The sequence below is a fragment of the Candidatus Cloacimonas acidaminovorans str. Evry genome (genome assembly GCF_000146065.2).
Lineage (GTDB): Bacteria > Cloacimonadota > Cloacimonadia > Cloacimonadales > Cloacimonadaceae > Cloacimonas > Cloacimonas acidaminivorans.
Window position 1 is genome coordinate 1,450,216 of sequence record NC_020449.1, and the last position, 20,234, is coordinate 1,470,449.

The window sequence follows — 20,234 nt, forward strand, 5'->3', positions numbered from 1 at the left end:
TAACCCTATCTGAAAACTATTTTGGCAGTGAGGACTAATGACGACCAAGAAAGACCCAAAATGAATAAAAAAAGCAACAGACAATCCCTCAGGCATATTATCCAACTGCTTTTTTTATTGTTCTCCCTGGCTTTTTTGGCAGGCATTATCTTCTTTAGCTTGCCTTACACTATTCATACTATTTGTCCTTATGCCATAGTTTGTTTCGGCTTAAGCAAAAACATCCTTATTCAATATCTTGGCAACCCTTTCGCGATAACGATTGCCTTCAGCTTTTTAATTCTGGTTTTAACGATTTTTGGCAGTCGCCTTTTCTGTGCCTATATTTGCCCTCTGGGAACTTTGCAGGAAATTATCTATACCCTTTTCGGTAAAAAGCGAAAAAACAGAAAACAAATCCCTCAATTTCAAGAAAGGCGCTTTGCTTCTGTTAAATATATAGTGTTGGTTGTAACTATTATCCTTTCTCTAATAGGAGTAAACTATATTTTTATCCATTTATGCCCTGTTTATGCTCTTTCCCTTTTGCCTGATATAGCTGTTTGGGGTTTGATTGTAACTCTCGTAATAATTGTGGCGGGAATTTTTCTGGAACGCTTCTGGTGTCGTTTTCTTTGTCCTTACGCTGCTTTAATGAATTTGTTTCAGCACCTGGGACAACTTGTCCATTTTCCCCGCTTAAAAATTCACCGTAATTTGGAACGCTGTAATGATTGCGAACTTTGCTCTCTATCTTGTCCGATGAATATTAATATCACAGAAGATGAATATGTGCAGAACCCTAATTGCATTCTTTGTTTCAAGTGTGCGGAAAAATGCCCTAAACCCGAAACTCTAAAAGGAAAAATGGAAAAATAGATGAAAGTTATTCTGCAAATATTGGTCTTACTGCTTTTGGGAGGTATTCTTATTTTCCTGTTCTACAATGCTTTCCTATCTTTTGCTATGAATAAAGATGACTGCTCTGTAACTTCAATTCCGCAACAGGAAAGCAGGCAATTTAATAACCATACCCTAAACTCTGATCGCCAGGATAAAATTCCAACCCCTAAAGAAAATGAATTCTCATCTACAATAAGAACTCAGTCCCAAAATATTAAAACTGAACCATCTTCTACTCAACCGCAAGCTAAAACTTCCCTCTCCGAACTTCATCTTGAGGATAAACCTTTGTCTACAGAGCCATCAGAAACAACAAATACCTCCCATAAAACTATCTACCAAGTAAATAAAGACCTCTGTATTGGCTGTAAACTCTGTATCCGCTATTGTCCTGAAGGTGCTATCTCTATCAAAAACGGAAAAGCCGTAATTGATACTACAAAATGCACTGCTTGTGGAATCTGCTCTGACGGAAACAATAAAAACTTTTCGGGTTGCCCGGTTGGCGCTGTGTTTTCAAGAAAGTTATGAAGTGCTGGAGTGCTGGAGTGCTGGAGTCCAAAGTGCGGGAGTTCAAAGTTCTTAATGCTGGAGTTAATGAAAAGGTAAAACAAGCTCTGAACTTCCCCCAAATTTTCTTGTTAATCTTAAATCTACATAATCTGCGTAATCTGCGTGAGAATTATTCTGCGTAATCTGCAGAACCTACACTTTTCAACTTGACAAATAGTAACTGCCTATTTCTATAAAATTCAGTTGCTGAATATCATTTTTTCTAAAATATACTTCAGCGCCATAACTCATTATTTATAAATAAGATATTGACTTAAGAAAATAGAGGTTTGAAGATGTTTTCATCTATTCGCAAAAGAAACGGTTCTATCGTTCCTTTTAAACAACAAAAAATAGCCAAAGCAATTGAAAGTGCAGGACTTGCCACAGGTGAATTCGGAAAAGATATTGCCGGGGTTTTAACCTTACGGGTTTTGAATTTGGCACAGCAGGTTATTCAAGATGAAATTCCTGAAGTGGAAAAGATTCAGGATATTGTAGAAGAGGTCCTGCTTGCCTCACCTTACAAAAAGACCGCCAAAGCATATATTATTTATCGTGATCAGCATTCTCGGATTCGGGAACTTGTTTCCAAAGCTGGAGTGGAATTGATAGATCAATATTTGGAAAAGTTGGATTGGCAGGTGAATGAAAATTCCAATATGGCATATTCTCTGCAGGGATTGAATAATTACATCGCTTCGGAAGTAAGTAAGACATACTGGCTGAATAAAATATATCCTCCGGAAATCAGGGAAGCACATTTAAGCGGGGATTTTCATATTCACGATTTGGGTCAACTTTCTGTTTATTGTGTAGGTTGGGATTTGATGGACCTTCTTTTAACGGGATTTTGTGGTGCGGAAGGAAAGGTGGAAAGTACTCCAGCCAAACATTTTAGAAGTGCATTAGGGCAAATTGTAAATTTCTTTTATACTTTACAGGGTGAAGCAGCAGGCGCACAAGCATTTTCCAGTTTTGATACTCTTTTAGCACCCTTTATTTATTATGACCGTTTAAGTTATAAAGAAGTAAAACAGGCACTGCAGGAATTTGTTTTCAACATCAATGTTCCTACCAGGGTTGGTTTTCAGACCCCTTTTACCAATATCACTTTAGACCTGAAACCGCATCAGATTTATAAAGATCAGGCAGTTATCATTGGGGGCAAACCAAGGGATAAAAATTATGGTGATTTTCAGGCAGAAATGGACATTTTAAACAGAGCATTTCTGGAAGTAATGATTGAAGGTGATGCCAAAGGGCGGGTTTTCACTTTTCCGATTCCTACCTATAATATAACTAAGGATTTTGAATGGGATAATCCTAATCTGGAATATTTATGGGAAGTAACTGCCAAATACGGTATTCCCTATTTTTCCAATTTCGTAAATTCTGATATGGACCCCAAAGATGCACGCAGTATGTGTTGTCGTTTGCGTTTGGATACCAGAAAACTGGAAACCAGGGGTGGTGGACTTTTTGGTGCTAATCCTTTAACCGGTTCCATCGGAGTGGTAACTATTAATTTACCTCGTATCGGTTATCTGGCAAAAACGGAAGAGGAATTTTTTCAGCTTTTGGAGGAGCGTTTACTGCTGGCAAAAAAATCCCTGGAAATAAAACGCAAGGTGCTGGAGAATTTTACTGCTGGTGGACTTTATCCTTACACCAAGTTCTATCTGAAAAGCATTTATGAACGTTTTCAGCAATACTGGAAAAACCATTTTTCCACTATCGGAATTATCGGTATGAACGAAGCGATGTTAAACTTTATGGGTGAAAACTTAGGAACAAAGAAAGCTAATGCCTTTGCCTTAAAAATAATGGATTACCTGCGTAAGCGTTTACTGGAATTTCAGGAAGAAACCCAAAATAATTATAATCTGGAAGCAACTCCTGCCGAAGGAACAAGTTATCGTTTGGCGCTTTTGGATAGAAAACATTTTCCCGATATCATTTGTGCCAATTGTGATGCGGATTCACCTTTTTATACCAATAGCAGTCAATTACCTGTAAACTTTTCGGATGATATCTTTGAGGTTTTGGATTTGCAGGATGAACTTCAGACCAAATATACCGGTGGAACGGTTTTGCATATCTTCGGTGGAGAAAGAGTTGAATATGGACAAAGCATAAAAGCCCTGGTAAAAACAATCTGTGAGGGTTACCGTTTGCCCTATTTTACTTTTTCTCCAACCTTCAGTATTTGTCCTCAGCATGGTTATTTGGATGGTGAACAGCCAATTTGTCCTCTCTGTCAAAAAAAGACAGAGGTTTTTTCCCGAATTGTTGGCTATTTACGTCCCGTTTCTCAATGGAATGAAGGCAAGCAAGCCGAATTTAAGATGCGCACCAATTTTGATCTGCAAAAGAGCAAGAAAAAAGATAGTTCCGCAATCGCTAAAAGTCATTTTGCTTAGGACCAGATAATGAATATTGGAGGGTTGCAAAAATTTTCGCTGTTGGATTATCCGGGTCAGTTATCTGCCATTGTTTTTACGCAGGGCTGCAATTTTCGCTGTCCTTATTGTCATAATCCCGAACTTGTTGATCCCCAAAGATATAGCCCCTTGCTGGAAACAGAAAAGGTTCTGCGTTTTCTTTATCGTCGTCATAAGAAACTTTCCGCAGTAGTAGTTACAGGAGGTGAACCAACCTTGCAAGAAGACCTTATTCCTTTTCTAAAGTTAACAAAAGCAATGCGTTACAAAATAAAATTGGATACTAACGGTTCTCGTCCTGAGGTCTTACAGGAAATCGTTAATCAAGGACTGGTGGATTATTTTGCGATGGATATAAAAGCCCCGTTGAAACTTTATAAAGTTATAACCAGAGCGGATTTGGAGGTAGGAACAATAGAAAAAAGTATGGAGCTTATTCGCCGATCAGGAGTTGATTATGAATTCCGCACTACTTATTTTGATTTGCTTTTAAGCACTTATGACCTTGCTTCTATGCAAGATTTACTGAAGCCAGGCGATAAATTTATCATTCAACAATGCCATTACAACAAGACCCTGGATGAAATCAAAAGAGAAAATATAGTAACCGGTTCTTTCTCTTTCCATGAAAATCCTGCCTGTCTCTCGTTAATCCATTGGGGCACAGAACATAGCATAAAAATATCTTTGCGCAGTTTATGAAAGTTAATATTGAGCACCTTCTGCCTTTTGTGGAAAAACCATCCAGATATATAGACAATGAAATTAATGCCTGGAGAAAGGATTTTTCCGCCTTTCAAGTCCATTTCGCTTTTGCTTTTCCCGATACTTATGAACTGGGAATTTCACATTTGGGCATAAAAATACTCTATTCCCTGATCAATGAATTGGATTATGCTATGGCAGACAGGGTTTATCTTCCCTGGATTGATTTGATTGATTTAATGAGGGAAGAGGAATTGGAACTTTTCGGTTGGGAAAGCAGAAGGCAGGTTAAGGACTTTGACATCTTAGGAATTACCCTGCAAAGTGAACTTAATTACACTAATGTGCTGGAACTGGTTAAGTTAAGCGGAATAGATATACACAGCAAACAACGGCAAGAAACAGACCCAATAATTCTAGCAGGAGGTCCTTGTGCCGTAAATCCTTTACCTTTAGCTCCTTTTATAGATGTGTTTTTTATCGGGGAAGCCGAAGAAGGCATCATTCAAATTGCCGAAATTCTAAAAAACGAAAAGAAGCGTTCTGAGCGAATTAAACAAATTTCCAAGCTACCATCCTGTTATGTTCCTGCTCTGCATAATAACATTGATCTTATTCATTGTCGTAAATATACTGCTTTTCATACATCTAAATCACAACACAGTCCTCAATTACTTTCCTGGCAATTGGCTACTCATAATCGCTATGTATCTGAAATTATGAGAGGTTGCTCCCGGGGTTGCCGATTTTGTTTTGCTGGTTATTTTTATCGTCCTGTGCGGGAACGCGAACCCAATGCTATCATAGAAAATATCCTAAAAGAAATAAAAGCAAGCGGTTGGGACGAAGTTGGTTTGTTATCCCTTTCCAGCAGTGATTATTCTTGCATTCAAAATTTGCTATTACAGTTGCCGAAAGTTATTGAGACCCAAAAAACCCATATTGCTCTTCCCTCTTTAAGAGTGGACACTTTGGATAAGGAAATCGGTCAAGCGCTTAAAAGTTTGGGCAGAGAGGGCTTAACTATAGCTCCTGAAGCTGGCTCTGAACATTTACGCCAGGTGATAAATAAAAACTTGAGCGAAGAACAAATCCTGGCTGGAATTGAAACCGCATTAAAATTTGGCTGGCAAAAGATTAAGCTCTATTTTATGCTTGGTTTGCCAAGTGAAACGGAAGACGATATTGAAGCAATTATTAAGCTTATCCATAAAATCAATGAATCGGGAAAAAGGCGTCTACAAATAAATGTAACTCTTTCCCCTTTTGTCCCCAAACCGTTTACTCCTTTTCAGTGGTGTGCTCTGGAAGATGCAGAATCATTATTGAAAAAGGCAATCAAAATCAAATCCGCTTTTGCTAAATCTAAAAATATCAAAATCCGCTATCATACCATTGAAAATTCCATTCTGGAAGCATTACTTAGCCGGGGTGATACAAAAATAGCAGAAGTTATTGAACTCGCTTTTACCAAGGGTGCCCGTTTTGATGGTTGGAATGAGTGTTTTAATTTTTCCTGGTGGCAGGAGGCAATAGCTGAATGTAATATTAACTTAAATAGTTATTTGGGTTCACGCAATCCACAAGACAAATTGCCCTGGGATTTTATTTCCCTGGGTATAGATAAGAATTTTCTTCTTTCCGAATGGGAAAAAGCAAAAGCAGGAATTCAAACACCGGATTGCAGAGAGCTTTGTTCTTCCTGCGGAATTTGCAATGAGGAAGTGCAAACTAAAACAGCAAAAGGTAGTTTATTAGAAACAGATAACTTGCAGCAGAATAAGAAAATCCCGCTTTATCAAGCAGCTCAATATAAATATCGGGTTTATTATCAAAAAACGGGACTTTTACGCTTTATTTCTCATTTGGATTGGATGCGTATGCTTTTCCGCAGAATATCCGTTTTAGAACTGAAAACTGTCTTTACACAAGGGTTTAATCCCCATCCCAAGGTTTCTTTATGCCCTCCTTTAGCAGTTGGAATTGAGGGTTTGGCAGAATATTTTGATCTCTCTTTTTATCAACCCTATCCAGCGGAACTAATTTTGCAGGAATTTAACAAAACCCAAATTCCTGATTTTACTGTAACTGCCGTTGAGCCCATAAAAACAAAAATTACTCCGCCAAAAACTGAATTGCTCAGCACTATTTTCCCTGACTCTTTATATTTGCATATAAGAGATAAAATCAAATTCTTTAAGCTAAGTAAGATATTTACTTACACAAAAGGCACTCCTCCTAATGTGAAAAACTATGATCTGAAAGAGATTATCGTTTCCATAAACCTAATCGGTAACGAACTGCAACTGGAAAAATTGCTGGAAAGCCCTTCTGTATATGAAATTCTGCCTGCTGTTTTAACCCTGGAAAAAACAATGCTCTATCAGCAAAAAATTTACCGTAACGGCTTTCGCTAAATGAAAACAGGCAAAATAATTGATGTTAAATGCCGCTGTGGATACACCCTTTTTCGTTATTACAAAGCAGGAAAGGGACGCCTGATCAAATGCATAATAAGTAGATTAACTGAGGATTTTGTAGGACTGAAAGGCGCAGAAACATTTTCTCGACCCAAGTGTCCAAAATGTGGTAAAGAACTGGGAATCATCAAGATGATTCACGGAGAGCCAGCTCTAAAACTTAACCAGGGAACGATTGAGACAATCCGACTGTAACTTCTTATTTCACAAAGAGGAAAGAGAGCAGGGTTTAATGTAGAATGTAAAATGTAGAATGTAGAATGTATAATGTAGAATTGAGAGTGGAGAATTATAAATTCTTTCTAATATATATCTGTGTTATCCGTAAAAGCTGTGTTATCTGTGAGAGATAATTCTATGGCGTTATAAGTAATAAGCACCGTCAAAGATATCAACCAGCTAAAAAGTTATCAAGGCGCAAATGACTCCTGTCTTACAATGCAAATAAATCCTAACTTTCATTCTCAATTCTCCATTTTCAATAGTCAATTAATCCTCTTTTTCTCTTGCCCTCTTTGTAAAATAATCCTCTTTTTCTCTTTGTTCCCCTTTTTATCATTTCATTCTTTTTACTTTCTATTCCAATTCCAGAGTTAATTGATCCAAATAAGTGCTAATCCTTCTATTGCATAGCTCTATATAAGCAGGTTCAATTTCATAACCAATAAAATAGCGATGTGATTTTAAAGAAGATATTGCAGTTGTTCCGCTGCCCATAAAAGGATCAAGAATTATATCATCCTGGAAGGAATATAACTGTATTAAACGGTAAGGAAGTTCTTCAGGAAAAGGTGCCGGGTGTCCAATTTTTTTAGCTGATTCCGCTTTCATAACCCACACTGATTTTGTCCATTCTATAAAGTCCTCTTTTCGGATTGTGCTTTGTTTACCTTTTTTGTTTCTATTATAATCTCCTTTGGAAAAAATTAAAATATATTCGTGAATATCCCTTAAAATAGGATTGGTAGCACTCATCCAGCTTCCCCAGGCAGTAGAGGGACTGGCACTTGATGCCTTATTCCAAATTATTTCACCCCTCATATTAAAACCAATGTTTATCATAATTTGGGAGATATAATCGGACAGAGGAATATAAGGTTTCCTTCCAATATTAGCTACATTAATACAAGCTCTTCCACCATTAACTAAGACCCTGTATGTTTCCCTGAAAGAATTTTCTAACAATTCCAGATATTGTCTCAGGGATAAATTCTTATCATAGTCCTTGCTAACATTGTAAGGTGGTGAGGTTATCATTAAATGAACAGAATTATCAGGAATTTCCTGCATATTTTCAGCAGAACCAAGAATAACCTTATTCAAATATTCCTCAGGGAATGGATTTTCTGTTTTATCTATCACTTTTTTAGTTTGTATCTCTTCGTATAATTTAGAGTCATAAAACTTGGAAGAGTCGTGATTTATTCTTCCCTTTGTGCCAAATGAACTGGTAGATGTTCCTGTTATCTTGTTCATTATTTGCCTTTAAGAAGTTCAATGAATTTCTCTGCTTTAGCGGTATCGGTTTTCTCTCTTGCCGCTATACTTATGTATTTGCCAATTTGTGGCTTATTTAACATAGTAGATAGAAAATAATATTCGTTAGTTACGAGCTCTTCGCAATCATTAATAATATCAGTTACATTGTTATAGGTTTTAAATCCCAACCGGGGTGAGTTCTTTATATAATCATCAATTTCTGATGGGCAAGGATTTAGAGACCAAAAACCTTGAATCACACCGGCAGATTTACACTGATTATTATTTATAATTCTTAATTCTGCATTCTTTACACCGAGAACACCGAAAACACAGAGAACACCGAGATTATTATATAATTTTGTAGTTATCTTCATTCACAATTTTCAATTCTCAATTTTTCATTCTTCATTTTTATGCCAGATATTTTTTTACCGTAGCAATAAGTGACGTAGTATCCAAGCCAGCCCAATGGTAGAGTTCATTTGCTTCTCCGGACATCGGGTATTGTGTAACCCCGATTTTAACTAATTTTACACCCAGAGAATTGACGGCAAGAGCATCGGCAATAGAGGTTCCCAAGCCACCATTTACAGAATGATCTTCCACACTGAAAATTATACCTTTACCGGCAGAGGACTTTACTTGAGTCAGGTCAAGATGCAAGGGTGAGGAAACATAGAGCAATTCAAGAAAAATACCTTCTTCTCGTAAGGTATCAACTGCCTTTATCGCTTTGGCAACAGGAGTTCCGCAAACCCACATACTGCCGTCATTTCCGTCTCTAAGAATATCTGCTTCACCGTAAATAAAGTTATAATCCACATCATATTGCAAAGTTCCGTCTAATTTTTTCAGCACGGGAAGTTTGGAGCGTCCCATCGTTACCAGATAATTTCCTGGTTTATTAATCAACCAGCGGATAATTCTATCGGTTTGATTGGCGTCTGCAGGAAAGATAAGTTTAAAGCCAAAGAGGTTTCTGGTTAAAGAAATATAGTCAATACACTGATGGGTCTTTCCATCTGCACCTACATCTATGCCTGTATGTGTAACAACTGTTTTCAGATTGGTTTGATTGATATCGTTAAGACGTTGATTATTATAGACCTCTGCAATACCGAAAACACCAAAATCACTCCAGAAGGTCTGAATTCCACAAATAGAAAGAGCTCCTCCCATCACGCAAGTATGCTGTTCCATAATCCCGCACTGGAAAAAGTTTTGGGGACTTACCTGGGCAAATTCTTCCGTCTTTACGCTTGTAGCCAAATCGCAATCCAAAACCACAATTGGCGTTTTGGCATTAGCATTTACTTTGGCTAAATCGGCAATTGTTTTTCCCCAGGCGCTTCTGCAATCGCTATCTGTTTCATACCGAACGGGCTTGCCTATTGTAAAATCGGGCTCAAAAGCAAAACTGATTTGCGGGTTTTGTTCCGGCTTAAATTCCGAGCGCAGTTTACGGTATTTTTTCAGTTCATTCTCTGTTCCCAATTCCTTCAAGGCGTTTTCCAATTGAGCTTCGGACAAAGCAGAACCGTGATATTGGGCATTATTTTCCATAAAAGTCACGCCTTTACCCATTACCGTATGTGCCAGAATCATTGTTGGTTGCTGAAAAGCGCGTGCATTGTCAAGGGCAGTAAGAATAAGAGGAATATTGTGACCATCAACTTCCATCACTTTCCAGCCATCTGATTCCCAGTTTTTTCGGATATTTTGAGGCATAACATTATGGATGGAACCGCTTATCTGCAATTGATTATAGTCAATAATAGCGATAATATTATTTAGGCAATATTTTACTGCAAAACGTCTTGCCTCGCTAATCTGACCCTTTTGCTGTTCTCCGTCACCCATAAAAACATAAACATTGTAGGGAATTTTGTTTATCCGGGAAGCAAGTGCAAAGCCAGTTCCGGCAGATAAACCCTGACCTAAATTCCCACTACTCCATTCCACCCCCGGAACTCTGCGTTCAGTATGACCTTCAAAAATACTTCCCGTAAGCCGAAATTGAGCGATTGCTTCGTCCAGATCAAAATAGCCCAGAAGTCCAAGAGCGCTGAAAACAGCGGGAGAAATATGTCCATTGCTGATTATAACTCTATCTCTATCTGGCATTTGGGGTTGAGCAGGATTATGTTTTATAGTATTATACACGCACAAAAGAAGGTCAATTGAGGACATTGAACCGCCAGGATGACCCGAACCGGCAAGAGTTGTCATTGTTAAAATTGCTTTTCTGGCTTCATTTGCCTGTGTTTTAATAGTATTAATCAAGTCCTGAATATCGGTTTTCATTTGTTTTCCTTATATTCTATTTTTCCCTTGCATAAAAGTTTATCCCCTTCACCAATTCCTTTTTGATGAAGGGGAATAAAAAATGGTGGAGCATAGCGGGATCGAACCGCTGACCTCATGACTGCCAGTCATGCGCTCTCCCAGCTGAGCTAATGCCCCAATAGAAAAATCACTTTATATGAGTGCATTGCCTGCAAAGGGCAGAATTCTGTCAAGCAGAAACTACAGCATTTCTCCTTTATTATTCTGTAACTTACTGTCGGATTGTCAATTGAAAAACTAATATTTCTCTATATTAACTACATTGGGCTAGTAATGATTTTTTTTCACCTTTTAATGGGAAAATAAAGGGTGGAAAGTTTTTTCTTTACTCTGGAAACTAAAGATTGCTTATGGAATTTATACTTCAGGCAATTTCTATCTTTGCTAAAACCAGCATAATATATACAAACTTTCCTATCAATCCTTAGCCAAAAGCGTTAATCTGGCCTTAATCAAGCGTTAATCAAGCGTTAATAATTAACGCTTGATTAAGGTATGATTAACTCTTGATTAACAGTTTCACCTTATAACAAACTTGAGGTTGAAAAAGTGACATCTTCCCCACATTCTACCTCCAATTCCACATTTCCCTTACCACTAATTTTTGCGGTAAGGGGGCAAAATAACGGATAAACTGAATTATTTCCGCTTACATCCAACCCAGCATTATCGTTTTACCTAACCTTTCGCTAAGGAATCAAAATAAGGGAGATACGGCGTCCTCGCCCTCTACATCCAATCCGGCAGTTCCCTTCCAACAAACATTTTGGTAATGCAATAGCTTGGCAGAAGGTTAAACAATGAGAATAGTGTTTTCCCTAAAATTAAGCGGAGGAACAGCGTCCTCCGTCTACACAACGAAAGTTATTGACAAAATTTACCCTGTCCAAGTTTTGGATTATAGACAAACGGGGTGTAGCGCAGCCCGGTTAGCGCACCTGCTTTGGGAGCAGGGAGTCGGAGGTTCGAATCCTCTCACCCCGACCAATGTAAAATATTTTGGCTTGGGCGCTTAGCTCAGTTGGGAGAGCACATGCTTTACACGCATGTGGTCGGGGGTTCGAGTCCCTTAGCGCCCACCATTTTTATTTTATAGTTTGGAAATAGATAAATACGATAAGTGGTGAGGAATGAAAATAGCAATCACAGGAGCCAACGGATTTGTAGGCAGTAATCTGGTTAAACACTTTCTTTCTGCTGGCTATGAAGTTAAGGCAATAATCCGGGCTAATGCTGCCACTACATTTATTCCTTCCAGTGCACAAATCGTTAGGGTAGATTATGATGATGTAACTTCACTCCTTACCGCTTTTACCGGGGTAGATATAATAATCCATAATGCCGGAAAAACAAAAGCAAATAATGCGGAACAGATGTTCAAAGCCAATTTGGGTATTACGGAAAAAATTATTGCAGCAAGCAATAGAATTGCCGAATCACAGCAGATTATTTATCTTAGTTCACAGGCAGCATCGCGTCCCAGTATTAATAATATTCCCGTAAAAGAAGATGAATTAGGAGCACCAATAACAATTTATGGTAAAAGCAAACTGGCTGCAGAAGAGGTAATTAAGCAAAAATGTAAAAAGTATTATACCATTATCCGTCCCTGTTCTGTTTACGGCTGTGGAGATAAGGACTTTTTACAGCTTTTTAAAATAGTGGATAGAGGATTTAGTTTCCAAATAGGGCACAAAGATAAACTGCTGAATATGATTTATGTTTCCGAATTATGTCGGTTTATTGAACTCTGTGTAAATAATCCCTCTGCCTATTCTCAGACCTTTTTTGCTACCGATGGACAGGTCTATAAGCAGAGCGATATTTTTTCCGCTATTGCCAAAGCCCTGAATAAACATCCTATAACAATTACTGTTCCCGAAAGTTTAGCCAAAATTGTATTTTATGCGGGAGACCTTTATGGGCATCTTTTCCACAAAGAAGTAGTAGTTAACAAGGAAAAAATGAAGGAAATTCTGGCTGATGCCTGGCTCGCAGATATCTCTAAAGCTCAAAATATTCTTGGCTGGCAACCCATAGCCAATCTGGAAAATAATATTAAGGATACCGCAAAGTGTTACCGCGCATTGGGTTGGCTATAATATTTGTTCTGCTGTTCCTTCCTTTGAGCGCGGAAGAAATATTGTTAGAGGAAAATATATCTGAAACCGACACAATAAGTTACACCGTCCACGAAATAGCTAAAACAGATATTGAGAATTGGATAAAAAAGAACAGAATTGATACTCGTGAATCTGTTTTCAGCACTGCTCCCATTCATTTAGACCTGGGTGATTTGTATCATAATTGTTATTTCTATTTGGGAAGAACCAATTTACCGATGCCGGAAAGAAACGGTTTTGAGACATTTTCCGGGATATTTTCGCCTGCTTTGTATCACGGTTCATTCAATACCCTGTATCCGGTTAAAAAATATCAAAGAACGGTAAATTATACCAATAGAACTTATCCTTTTGCTCCTGTTCTAACTTCTGTGGATGCAGGACTGGGTGATTATGATCATCACTACGCCAGAATTAATTTTGTTAAAAACGAGCTGTTTTCTTATTCAGAATTGGAATACCAAGGTGATTTACTAGCTCAAAACGGCTTCTGGTCGGATATAACCTCTGCAGAAACAGCAATGAAACATCGTCTTTCCCGGAAAGGAAAACTATTTAACTGGGAAGCTGAATATGCAAGTTGGAAAAAAGATATTGCAATGAATGATTTGCTCCCTTTTTATTGGCAACTTACCAACTTCAAAATTGATTATGAATTACAACAGATTTATGCGGAATTGGGAATCCCCTGGGTAAAACTGAAATTTTTACAAGAATCCGAAACTGCTTCTGCCAGAGAGTTTTATGAAACATACAAACGCAAGTCCACAAGAGTTCAGATTAGCTCGGAACAGAAATTCGGTTTTGGGCAATATCAAACTTTGTATGAACATAACTGGAATAAAGACGATAAATACTTCTGCGGATTCTATGATGAAGAAGAATATGAAGATAAACTTGCCCTCGCTTTTAAGATAGATAACCCGCTGGAAATTGACTTAAGCGGTGACTGGCTTGACTGGAAACGGGGAAGATTATTTGCCGATATTGCATATTCTCTTCAAAACTTTGAAGCGGGAGTAACCTATAAACAACTTTTAGGCAAAGACCCTTCTTCCCTGAAGGGTAAAGATATTTTTAATTCCTCGGGAGAATTGGAGTTGATAGATATATCCATTCCCCGAGAGGTATCCGTTCAATTCAGCTATAACCTTTGGAATATTAAACCCTTAATCGCTGTGGGCAGCAAAGAAATTAAACAAAAAGCAGATAGCACCTGGTTTAATTTGGAAAAACAACAGCCCTTCATGCGCCTGGCAATGGATGCTAATTTCACCTGGAAAAATTGGCAGTTAATCGCCAGACCTGAATGGGTAATAAGCAAATACTATCAAAACTTGACCGAAAGTCCCGAATACCGCTTTCAAAGTGTGCAACAAATAAAATACCATTTACCTTACGATAATTCGGTAGTTGCCGGTTGCGGTATCTATGGTCACTCTGGATATTATATTGCCAATGCCGTAAACCCATCTTTAATTGAGGCATCAACAATTTTGGATGTCTGGGCTGGTTTTGATATCAGCAACTACTTTGAATTACGTGCGGGAATTAAAAACGCTCTTTCTTCAGCAATTTATGGTGCCTATTCGGTTCCGACATCACTCTATGTGCAAGTTCTTTGGCTCTACTTGAATTAACGAAAAAACAAAAAGTGCTGGAGTATTAAAGTGCTGGAGTACTGGAGTGCTGGAGTGCTGAAGTTGGTAAGTGATATAAATATCAAATTGAAAATGCATAAATATTATTTTACCTTATGTAGATTCCTGCTTCCACAGGAATGATAAATGGCTCATCATCCAAAAAATGATCTTCTTCATTCTTTCTGTGCTCTTTATGATTTCAGTATCCTCGGTGTAAAAAAAATCGGTGCTGTTGATGTGCTTGACAAAATACGCTCTTTATTTTGAATTGAATTTATCTTATAAATGAGGTTTAATAATTGAAAAATGAAATTATTTGAAACACATGCCCATCTGGATCATCCCGATTTTGATGCCGACAGAGAAACCATAATTAACAAATGCTTTAGCAGTGGCATTGAATATATCATCAATGTTGCTTTCAATAAGGAAACGGCATATAGTTCTTTGGAGCTGGCTAAAAAGCATTTGCACATCTTTTCTACTGTTGGCTTTCATCCTCATGATGCAGTGGATTTTGATGCCGAGGTGGTAAAAAAACTGGCAAGAGAAAAAAAGGTCTTGGCTATCGGGGAAATCGGACTGGACTTTTTTCGGAATTTATCTCCTTTTACGGTTCAAAGAGAGGTTTTTAATAATCAAGCACATTTGGCTGTAGAATATGATTTGCCGATAATTGTTCACGACAGAGATGCTCATCAGGAATGTTATAACATTCTGAAAAAAAATGGAGTTAAAGAAGCTGTCTTTCATTGTTTTACGGGTGATATTATTTTTGCACAACAGGTTTTGGATGAGGGTTGGATGATTTCTTTTACGGCTAATATCACTTATGCTAATTCCAAATTGGATGATGTTATTCGTTTAGTTCCCTTGGATAGATTTATGGTGGAAACGGATTGTCCCTATTTGCCTCCCTATTTACACCGCGGAAAAAGAAATTCGCCTCTTTTCCTGCCTTTAGTTGTAGAAAAGATAGCAGAAGTTAAAGAAATCAGTCCCAATGAAGTAGCAGAACTCTCTTTTGCGAATGCTTATCGTTTTTTCCGTGTCCCTCCCGACCCTGTAAAAGCATCACATAAAAAAGCCGGACATAAAAAAGCTTAATGTTATATATAGGTTAACTAATTAGCCGGCAAGATATTATGACTTTAAAGTGAAAGGATATATAATGAAAAAAATAGTTATCGTTATCTGTGGCATAGTATTAGGTATATCACTTTGGGCAGGAAATTCCATCTTCTCCTTTTATGGTTTTCCTGTTCGTAATTATGGCAGAGATATTTACAGCTTTGGTATGGGTGATACCGGTGCCAGTGATGTTTTTCGTCTCAATACTGGTTATGCAAATCCTGCAATGCATAATAGAAATAACTACACTTTATTTTCTACCGGAATGATTTTGGGCTATACTAAATATCAATCCCGTTTTGAAGGTGAGAAACATAGTTATCGGGATGATTCCCTGGATTTTCCCTATTTTAATATCAGTATACCTATTAACAAACACCGTTTGGGAATTCAATTCAATTCCCTCTCTTCAGGATTGGTTACGAATCAAAGAACGCTTCCCGATGGTTCAACGGAAACCCAAACCACCGACAAATATCTCTATAAAGCTGATCTGATTTACAGTTACAGTTTTAAAGATGTAAACTTGGGAATGAGTGTAAACTATTATTTCGGACATAACAAACTTTATTTTTCGCAAACGGGAAATTATTCCAATTTTGATACTTATGAATCCCTGCTGATGGATTTCAAGAATCCCAGCGTAACTTTTGGAGCAATTAAAATTTTTGATAAATACAGTATCGGTGCACATTACAATGCTCCCGTAACAATGAAAGGTGAACTCATTCGCAGTTGCATTCATAATACCGAACCGGCTGTTGATTATGAATATAAACTGCCAGAACTTTATTGTGTAAGCACAACCGTTAAGCCCTTGGAACAATTTAAGATAACTGCAGATATCAGCTATGAACCCTGGGAATCAATTTCCCATAACTATAGGGATTGTTATAAGGCAGGAATCGGATTTGCTTATGAGCCAGATACTGAAACTCATAAACATATTTTTCTGAAACTGCCTATGAGGTTAGGTGGCTCTATGCGTCAGCTCCCTTTTTATGATAAAAATGGCAATGATATTGATGAATATGCCATCAGCTGTGGACTTACCCTTCCCTTGAAAAATGAAGTAGATAGAATTGATTTGGGATTTCAATATTTACAACGAGGTGCTCTTTCCACCAACAATCTTAGCGATACTTCAATGATGCTGATGATCGGATTTACCGGTTTTGATATTATCAGCAAGGGAATAGATAGAACTGCTCCGCGTGATATACCTGAAAAAGAGGAAGCTGAATGAAGCAAGATGAACCTAATAGTAATATAAATATATCTAATGATTTATTAAATCAAATTATTAAGTCCCGAAACCTTACTTCCCTGAATTTGCAGACCAATCTTGAAATGCTACCCGATGAAAAGCTTTTTGCCAATATTGACAAAGTGGAAAATAGGATGCGGATTGCTCTTTTTGAGAATGAACCAATGGTGATTTTCGGTCACGATGATCCTGATGGAATAACCAGCACCTACATTTTGTATAACTTCTTAAATTCCTGCGGTTATCAAAAACATTGTTATTATATTCCCAATCGCAATCTGGAGCCCCATGGCATTCAGGATGGTTTTATTGAATTTGTGCGTCAAAATGATTACCGCTTAATAGTTACAGTGGATAACGGCATTGTTTCCAAAGAAGGGGTAAAAAATCTGAATGCAATGGGTTGTGAAGTAATAATAACCGATCATCATATTGTGCAGCCGGATATGTTACCTCCTGCATTTACGATAATGAATCCTCAGCTGCCGGAATGTCCATATCCTTTTAAACAGCTTGCCGGAGTAGGAGTTGTTTTAATGCTGATTAGATATTTGGGACAACTTTGGAATCACCCTGTTGAACCTGCCAGTTACTTTTGGACTGCTGTTGGCTCTATTGCTGATAAAGTTCCTATGATTGGCTTGAATAGAATCCTTGTTCGCTATGTTTTAGAACATTTTGATGAGGTTCAGGATGAAACAGTTACTTTTCTTCTGCGTAATTATAACCGTATCAATACAATGAGTGATATTTTCAGTTTTCTGCAATATACTTCCCATCTTATAGCTAATGGTCGTGAACCTAATGGCCAGCATACTGCAATGCGCTTTATTCTGCAGTTATCAGATGCCAAAGCCAGACTTTTTGAGGATTTGGAAAGCCAAAAGAATAAATGGGAAAGTGAATTGAACAGGATTTTCAAATTTATGGATACCTTGGCAACGGATTTTGTAGGTAACTGGTTTGTTTATTATGATGATGAAGATGTTATTCCTTATACTCTTTTGGGAACAGCGGCAACTTATGTTGTAAGCAAACTGCATATTCCTGCTATAATCCTAAAATATAATAATGGCGTTACAGTTTGCGAAGGCAGATGTGGAGAGGATTTTAACATAATGGATGCTTTCACTCACTGTAAAAAGCACTTAGCACAATTTGGAGGTCATCCCAGAGCAGCAGGATTTACAATGAAACCTGAGCATTACGATGCTTTCCTGGAATGTTTCAACAGCTTTTTGCAGAAGAATTATCACCCTTCTAAACAAGAAATATTAAGCTACGATGCAGAGGTATGTCCTAAAGACCTGAACTGGGATAATTGGAAAAAGCTGGAAATTTTGTTACCTTGGGGACAGTTGAATCCGGAACCTTCATTTTTAATTCGTAACACTTCCAGAGTTGAAATTACCCGTTATGTATCTTTGGATAACAGCGGTATGGATTTGCCGAATAAGGGAAAAGGCGATGCGTTAGTTATGTGGAAAGCCCCCAATCTGGTTAAAGTGTTATCCTGGCAGCAAAAAATTGATGAATAAATTTACAGGAGGCATCTGCAGTTGATTGAGCCCGGTGAAACCCTAAGAAAAGCAATACATATCAGCAGTTTAGTTATCCCTTTGGGCTATCGTTATCTGCTGTCTTTCAATCGTGCTTGGTGTTTTTCACTCTTGCTGATTGCTTTCACTATTAGTTTGGTAATAGAATTTTACCGTTTTTGGCAGAAGGATTTTCATAAGACCTTTTACCGCATCTTTGGTATCCTGCTTAGAAAGCATGAGCGCAAAGATTTTACGGGTGCTACTTATATGCTTTTTTCAGCAGTAATTTGCGTTGCTTTTTTTGATCCGCTTATTGCTTCCTGCGCTATGGCTTTTTTAACGATTGGCGATACATTTGCTGCTTTTGTAGGAATTAATTTCGGTAAACGCTGGTTTAACAACGGAAAAAAAAGCTTGGAAGGTAGTTTGGCTTGTTTTGTCAGTTGCTTAATTTTCGGCATCTTTTGGCTGGATAATCCTCCACTGGCTATTTTCGGTGCTTTAACCGCTACAATAGCAGAATTTTGTAACATTCCCCTTGACGATAATATCAAGATTCCAATTGCTTCAGCTTTAGTAATGACTTTGCTGAGCATTGTAATTTAAAGATAAGGTAGCTATGAAATTATCCTTTATAATTCCGGTCTTGAATGAACAGGAGTCCTTAAAAGAACTCTATACTGAAATTCTGCAAAACTGCCAGGGCTATGAATATGAAATCATCTTTATTGATGATGGCTCTGTTGATAACAGCTTTGCCGTTATGCAGGAATTGGCAGAAAACGATGAAAAAGTTAAAGCAGTTAAGTTCAGACGCAATTTTGGCAAAGCTACAGCTCTTCAGGTTGGTTTTAACCTTGCCGAAGGAGATATTATTTTTACCCTGGATGGCGATTTACAAGATAATCCTGTGGAAATTCCGAATTTTATTGCCAAGCTTAATGAGGGCTACGATTTGGTTTCCGGCTGGAAACGCAAAAGAAGAGATCCGTTATATAAAATCCTGCCTTCTAAATTGTTCAATTTCGTTACCGCTAAGACCTTCCACTTGAAAATAAAGGACTATAATTGCGGATTTAAGGCATATCGTCATCCTCTGGAAAAAGAACTTGTCCTCTATGGAGAAATGCATCGTTACATACCTGTTTTGGCTCATTCTCTGGGCTATAAAGTTGGCGAAATTCCGGTTGCTCATCGTCCGCGTAAATTCGGTAAAAGCAAATATGGCAAAGAGCGTTATCTACGCGGTTTTTTTGACCTTCTAACCGTAAAAATGATTACCCAATACAGTAAAAGTCCTTTGTATCTCTTTGGGCGCGTTGGAATTGCCTCCACTTTTATTGGTCTTGTCATTAGTATTTACCTTGCTATTTTGAAATTGTTCTATAGTCAGCCGCTTTCCAATCGTCCTCTTTTGTTCTTAGGCATTTTACTTATTTTAGGTGGTTTACAGTTTATTTCTATGGGTTTGATTTCAGAATTAATTGTAAATCGTTTCCGCCAAGGAAACAGGACACCTGTTTCTATCACTCATTGCCTGAATATTGAGTCCCCGGTTCCCTTGTTGGAATCCAAGCAACCCTTTATAGAATTGGGAGACAGGAAAGGATGAGAACATCATTTTCTATCTCGCTTTCT

At 37.8% G+C, this 20,234-nt stretch carries 17 protein-coding genes and 3 tRNA genes; 16 read left to right on the plus strand and 4 right to left on the minus strand.

All coding sequences use genetic code 11. From position 1 onward, the window contains the following. Positions 1-60 precede the first annotated feature (60 nt). From CLOAM_RS05920 to CLOAM_RS05945, 7 genes are all read left to right on the plus strand, one after another. Positions 61-858 carry a 4Fe-4S binding protein gene (locus CLOAM_RS05920; RefSeq protein ID WP_044279000.1) on the plus strand — a complete coding sequence of 266 codons (798 nt, stop codon included), beginning with the start codon at positions 61-63 and terminating at the stop codon, positions 856-858. Beyond that, positions 859-1,413 carry a DUF362 domain-containing protein gene (locus CLOAM_RS09820; RefSeq protein ID WP_015424969.1) on the plus strand — a complete coding sequence of 185 codons (555 nt, stop codon included), beginning with the start codon at positions 859-861 and terminating at the stop codon, positions 1,411-1,413. Continuing rightward, positions 1,410-1,577 (plus strand): hypothetical protein, encoded by a 168-nt coding sequence (locus CLOAM_RS09825; protein ID WP_173307538.1) that lies wholly within the window; start codon positions 1,410-1,412, stop codon positions 1,575-1,577. Before CLOAM_RS09820 ends, CLOAM_RS09825 begins: the two co-directional genes overlap by 4 nt. Positions 1,578-1,730: 153 nt before the next feature. Beyond that, positions 1,731-3,857, plus strand: coding sequence for a ribonucleoside triphosphate reductase (locus CLOAM_RS05930; protein WP_044279001.1), 2,127 nt, complete (start codon positions 1,731-1,733; stop codon positions 3,855-3,857). A gap of 9 nt (positions 3,858-3,866) precedes the next feature. Beyond that, positions 3,867-4,580, plus strand: coding sequence for an anaerobic ribonucleoside-triphosphate reductase activating protein (locus CLOAM_RS05935; protein ID WP_015424972.1), 714 nt, complete (start codon positions 3,867-3,869; stop codon positions 4,578-4,580). After that, the gene (locus CLOAM_RS05940) at positions 4,577-7,000 is read left to right on the plus strand and encodes a TIGR03960 family B12-binding radical SAM protein (RefSeq protein ID WP_015424973.1); all 2,424 of its coding nucleotides are present in this window, start codon (positions 4,577-4,579) and stop codon (positions 6,998-7,000) included. Before CLOAM_RS05935 ends, CLOAM_RS05940 begins: the two co-directional genes overlap by 4 nt. Next, positions 7,001-7,258 carry a hypothetical protein gene (locus tag CLOAM_RS05945; protein ID WP_015424974.1) on the plus strand — a complete coding sequence of 86 codons (258 nt, stop codon included), beginning with the start codon at positions 7,001-7,003 and terminating at the stop codon, positions 7,256-7,258. Between the two features lie 381 nt (positions 7,259-7,639). Here CLOAM_RS05945 and CLOAM_RS05950 read toward each other — a convergent pair whose 3' ends face one another. From CLOAM_RS05950 to CLOAM_RS05965, 4 genes are all read right to left on the minus strand, one after another. Continuing rightward, a complete protein-coding gene (locus CLOAM_RS05950; protein WP_015424975.1) occupies positions 7,640-8,539 on the minus strand; it encodes a DNA-methyltransferase in 900 nt (299 codons plus the stop codon). Beyond that, on the minus strand, positions 8,539-8,919 hold the full coding sequence (locus CLOAM_RS05955) for a hypothetical protein (RefSeq protein WP_015424976.1): 381 nt from the start codon (positions 8,917-8,919) through the stop codon (positions 8,539-8,541). The genes CLOAM_RS05950 and CLOAM_RS05955 overlap by 1 nt, the downstream gene beginning before the upstream one ends. Before the next feature lie 37 nt (positions 8,920-8,956). Then, positions 8,957-10,849 carry a transketolase gene (locus CLOAM_RS05960; protein WP_015424977.1) on the minus strand — a complete coding sequence of 631 codons (1,893 nt, stop codon included), beginning with the start codon at positions 10,847-10,849 and terminating at the stop codon, positions 8,957-8,959. 83 nt (positions 10,850-10,932) lie between these two features. Beyond that, positions 10,933-11,008: transfer RNA gene (locus tag CLOAM_RS05965), tRNA-Ala, on the minus strand. A 792-nt stretch (positions 11,009-11,800) separates the two neighbouring features. Between CLOAM_RS05965 and CLOAM_RS05970 the strand changes: the two genes are divergently transcribed. The 9 genes from CLOAM_RS05970 (at position 11,801) to CLOAM_RS06010 (ending at position 20,208) form a co-directional block, all read left to right on the plus strand. After that, a tRNA-Pro gene (locus tag CLOAM_RS05970) sits at positions 11,801-11,878 on the plus strand. A 19-nt stretch (positions 11,879-11,897) separates the two neighbouring features. Further along, positions 11,898-11,973 (plus strand) — tRNA-Val (locus tag CLOAM_RS05975). Positions 11,974-12,021: 48 nt separating this feature from the next. Continuing rightward, positions 12,022-12,993 carry an NAD-dependent epimerase/dehydratase family protein gene (locus CLOAM_RS05980; protein WP_015424979.1) on the plus strand — a complete coding sequence of 324 codons (972 nt, stop codon included), beginning with the start codon at positions 12,022-12,024 and terminating at the stop codon, positions 12,991-12,993. Beyond that, positions 12,966-14,654 (plus strand): hypothetical protein, encoded by a 1,689-nt coding sequence (locus tag CLOAM_RS05985; protein WP_015424980.1) that lies wholly within the window; start codon positions 12,966-12,968, stop codon positions 14,652-14,654. The genes CLOAM_RS05980 and CLOAM_RS05985 overlap by 28 nt, the downstream gene beginning before the upstream one ends. Before the next feature lie 309 nt (positions 14,655-14,963). Beyond that, complete coding sequence (locus CLOAM_RS05990; protein ID WP_015424981.1) at positions 14,964-15,764, plus strand: TatD family hydrolase; 801 nt, start codon at positions 14,964-14,966, stop codon at positions 15,762-15,764. A 64-nt stretch (positions 15,765-15,828) separates the two neighbouring features. Further along, positions 15,829-17,034 carry a hypothetical protein gene (locus tag CLOAM_RS05995; RefSeq protein WP_044279003.1) on the plus strand — a complete coding sequence of 402 codons (1,206 nt, stop codon included), beginning with the start codon at positions 15,829-15,831 and terminating at the stop codon, positions 17,032-17,034. Continuing rightward, a complete protein-coding gene (locus CLOAM_RS06000; protein ID WP_015424983.1) occupies positions 17,031-18,593 on the plus strand; it encodes a single-stranded-DNA-specific exonuclease RecJ in 1,563 nt (520 codons plus the stop codon). Before CLOAM_RS05995 ends, CLOAM_RS06000 begins: the two co-directional genes overlap by 4 nt. A gap of 21 nt (positions 18,594-18,614) precedes the next feature. Further along, positions 18,615-19,202 (plus strand): diacylglycerol/polyprenol kinase family protein, encoded by a 588-nt coding sequence (locus tag CLOAM_RS06005; protein ID WP_015424984.1) that lies wholly within the window; start codon positions 18,615-18,617, stop codon positions 19,200-19,202. Between the two features lie 13 nt (positions 19,203-19,215). Further along, positions 19,216-20,208 carry a glycosyltransferase family 2 protein gene (locus CLOAM_RS06010; protein ID WP_015424985.1) on the plus strand — a complete coding sequence of 331 codons (993 nt, stop codon included), beginning with the start codon at positions 19,216-19,218 and terminating at the stop codon, positions 20,206-20,208. Positions 20,209-20,234 lie beyond the last annotated feature (26 nt).

Excerpts from the sequence above, each read along its gene's own strand:
- CLOAM_RS05950 (WP_015424975.1), bottom strand. The coding sequence starts at position 8,539 with ATGAACAAGATAACAGGAACATCTACCAGTTCATTTGGCACAAAGGGA.
- CLOAM_RS05980 (WP_015424979.1), top strand. The coding sequence starts at position 12,022 with ATGAAAATAGCAATCACAGGAGCCAACGGATTTGTAGGCAGTAATCTG.
- CLOAM_RS09825 (WP_173307538.1), top strand. The coding sequence starts at position 1,410 with ATGAAGTGCTGGAGTGCTGGAGTGCTGGAGTCCAAAGTGCGGGAGTTC.
- CLOAM_RS09820 (WP_015424969.1), top strand. The coding sequence starts at position 859 with ATGAAAGTTATTCTGCAAATATTGGTCTTACTGCTTTTGGGAGGTATT.
- CLOAM_RS06000 (WP_015424983.1), top strand. The coding sequence starts at position 17,031 with ATGAAGCAAGATGAACCTAATAGTAATATAAATATATCTAATGATTTA.
- CLOAM_RS06010 (WP_015424985.1), top strand. The coding sequence starts at position 19,216 with ATGAAATTATCCTTTATAATTCCGGTCTTGAATGAACAGGAGTCCTTA.
- CLOAM_RS05945 (WP_015424974.1), top strand. The coding sequence starts at position 7,001 with ATGAAAACAGGCAAAATAATTGATGTTAAATGCCGCTGTGGATACACC.
- CLOAM_RS05990 (WP_015424981.1), top strand. The coding sequence starts at position 14,964 with ATGAAATTATTTGAAACACATGCCCATCTGGATCATCCCGATTTTGAT.
- CLOAM_RS05920 (WP_044279000.1), top strand. The coding sequence starts at position 61 with ATGAATAAAAAAAGCAACAGACAATCCCTCAGGCATATTATCCAACTG.
- CLOAM_RS05960 (WP_015424977.1), bottom strand. The coding sequence starts at position 10,849 with ATGAAAACCGATATTCAGGACTTGATTAATACTATTAAAACACAGGCA.
- CLOAM_RS05995 (WP_044279003.1), top strand. The coding sequence starts at position 15,829 with ATGAAAAAAATAGTTATCGTTATCTGTGGCATAGTATTAGGTATATCA.
- CLOAM_RS05935 (WP_015424972.1), top strand. The coding sequence starts at position 3,867 with ATGAATATTGGAGGGTTGCAAAAATTTTCGCTGTTGGATTATCCGGGT.
- CLOAM_RS05930 (WP_044279001.1), top strand. The coding sequence starts at position 1,731 with ATGTTTTCATCTATTCGCAAAAGAAACGGTTCTATCGTTCCTTTTAAA.
- CLOAM_RS05955 (WP_015424976.1), bottom strand. The coding sequence starts at position 8,919 with ATGAAGATAACTACAAAATTATATAATAATCTCGGTGTTCTCTGTGTT.
- CLOAM_RS05940 (WP_015424973.1), top strand. The coding sequence starts at position 4,577 with ATGAAAGTTAATATTGAGCACCTTCTGCCTTTTGTGGAAAAACCATCC.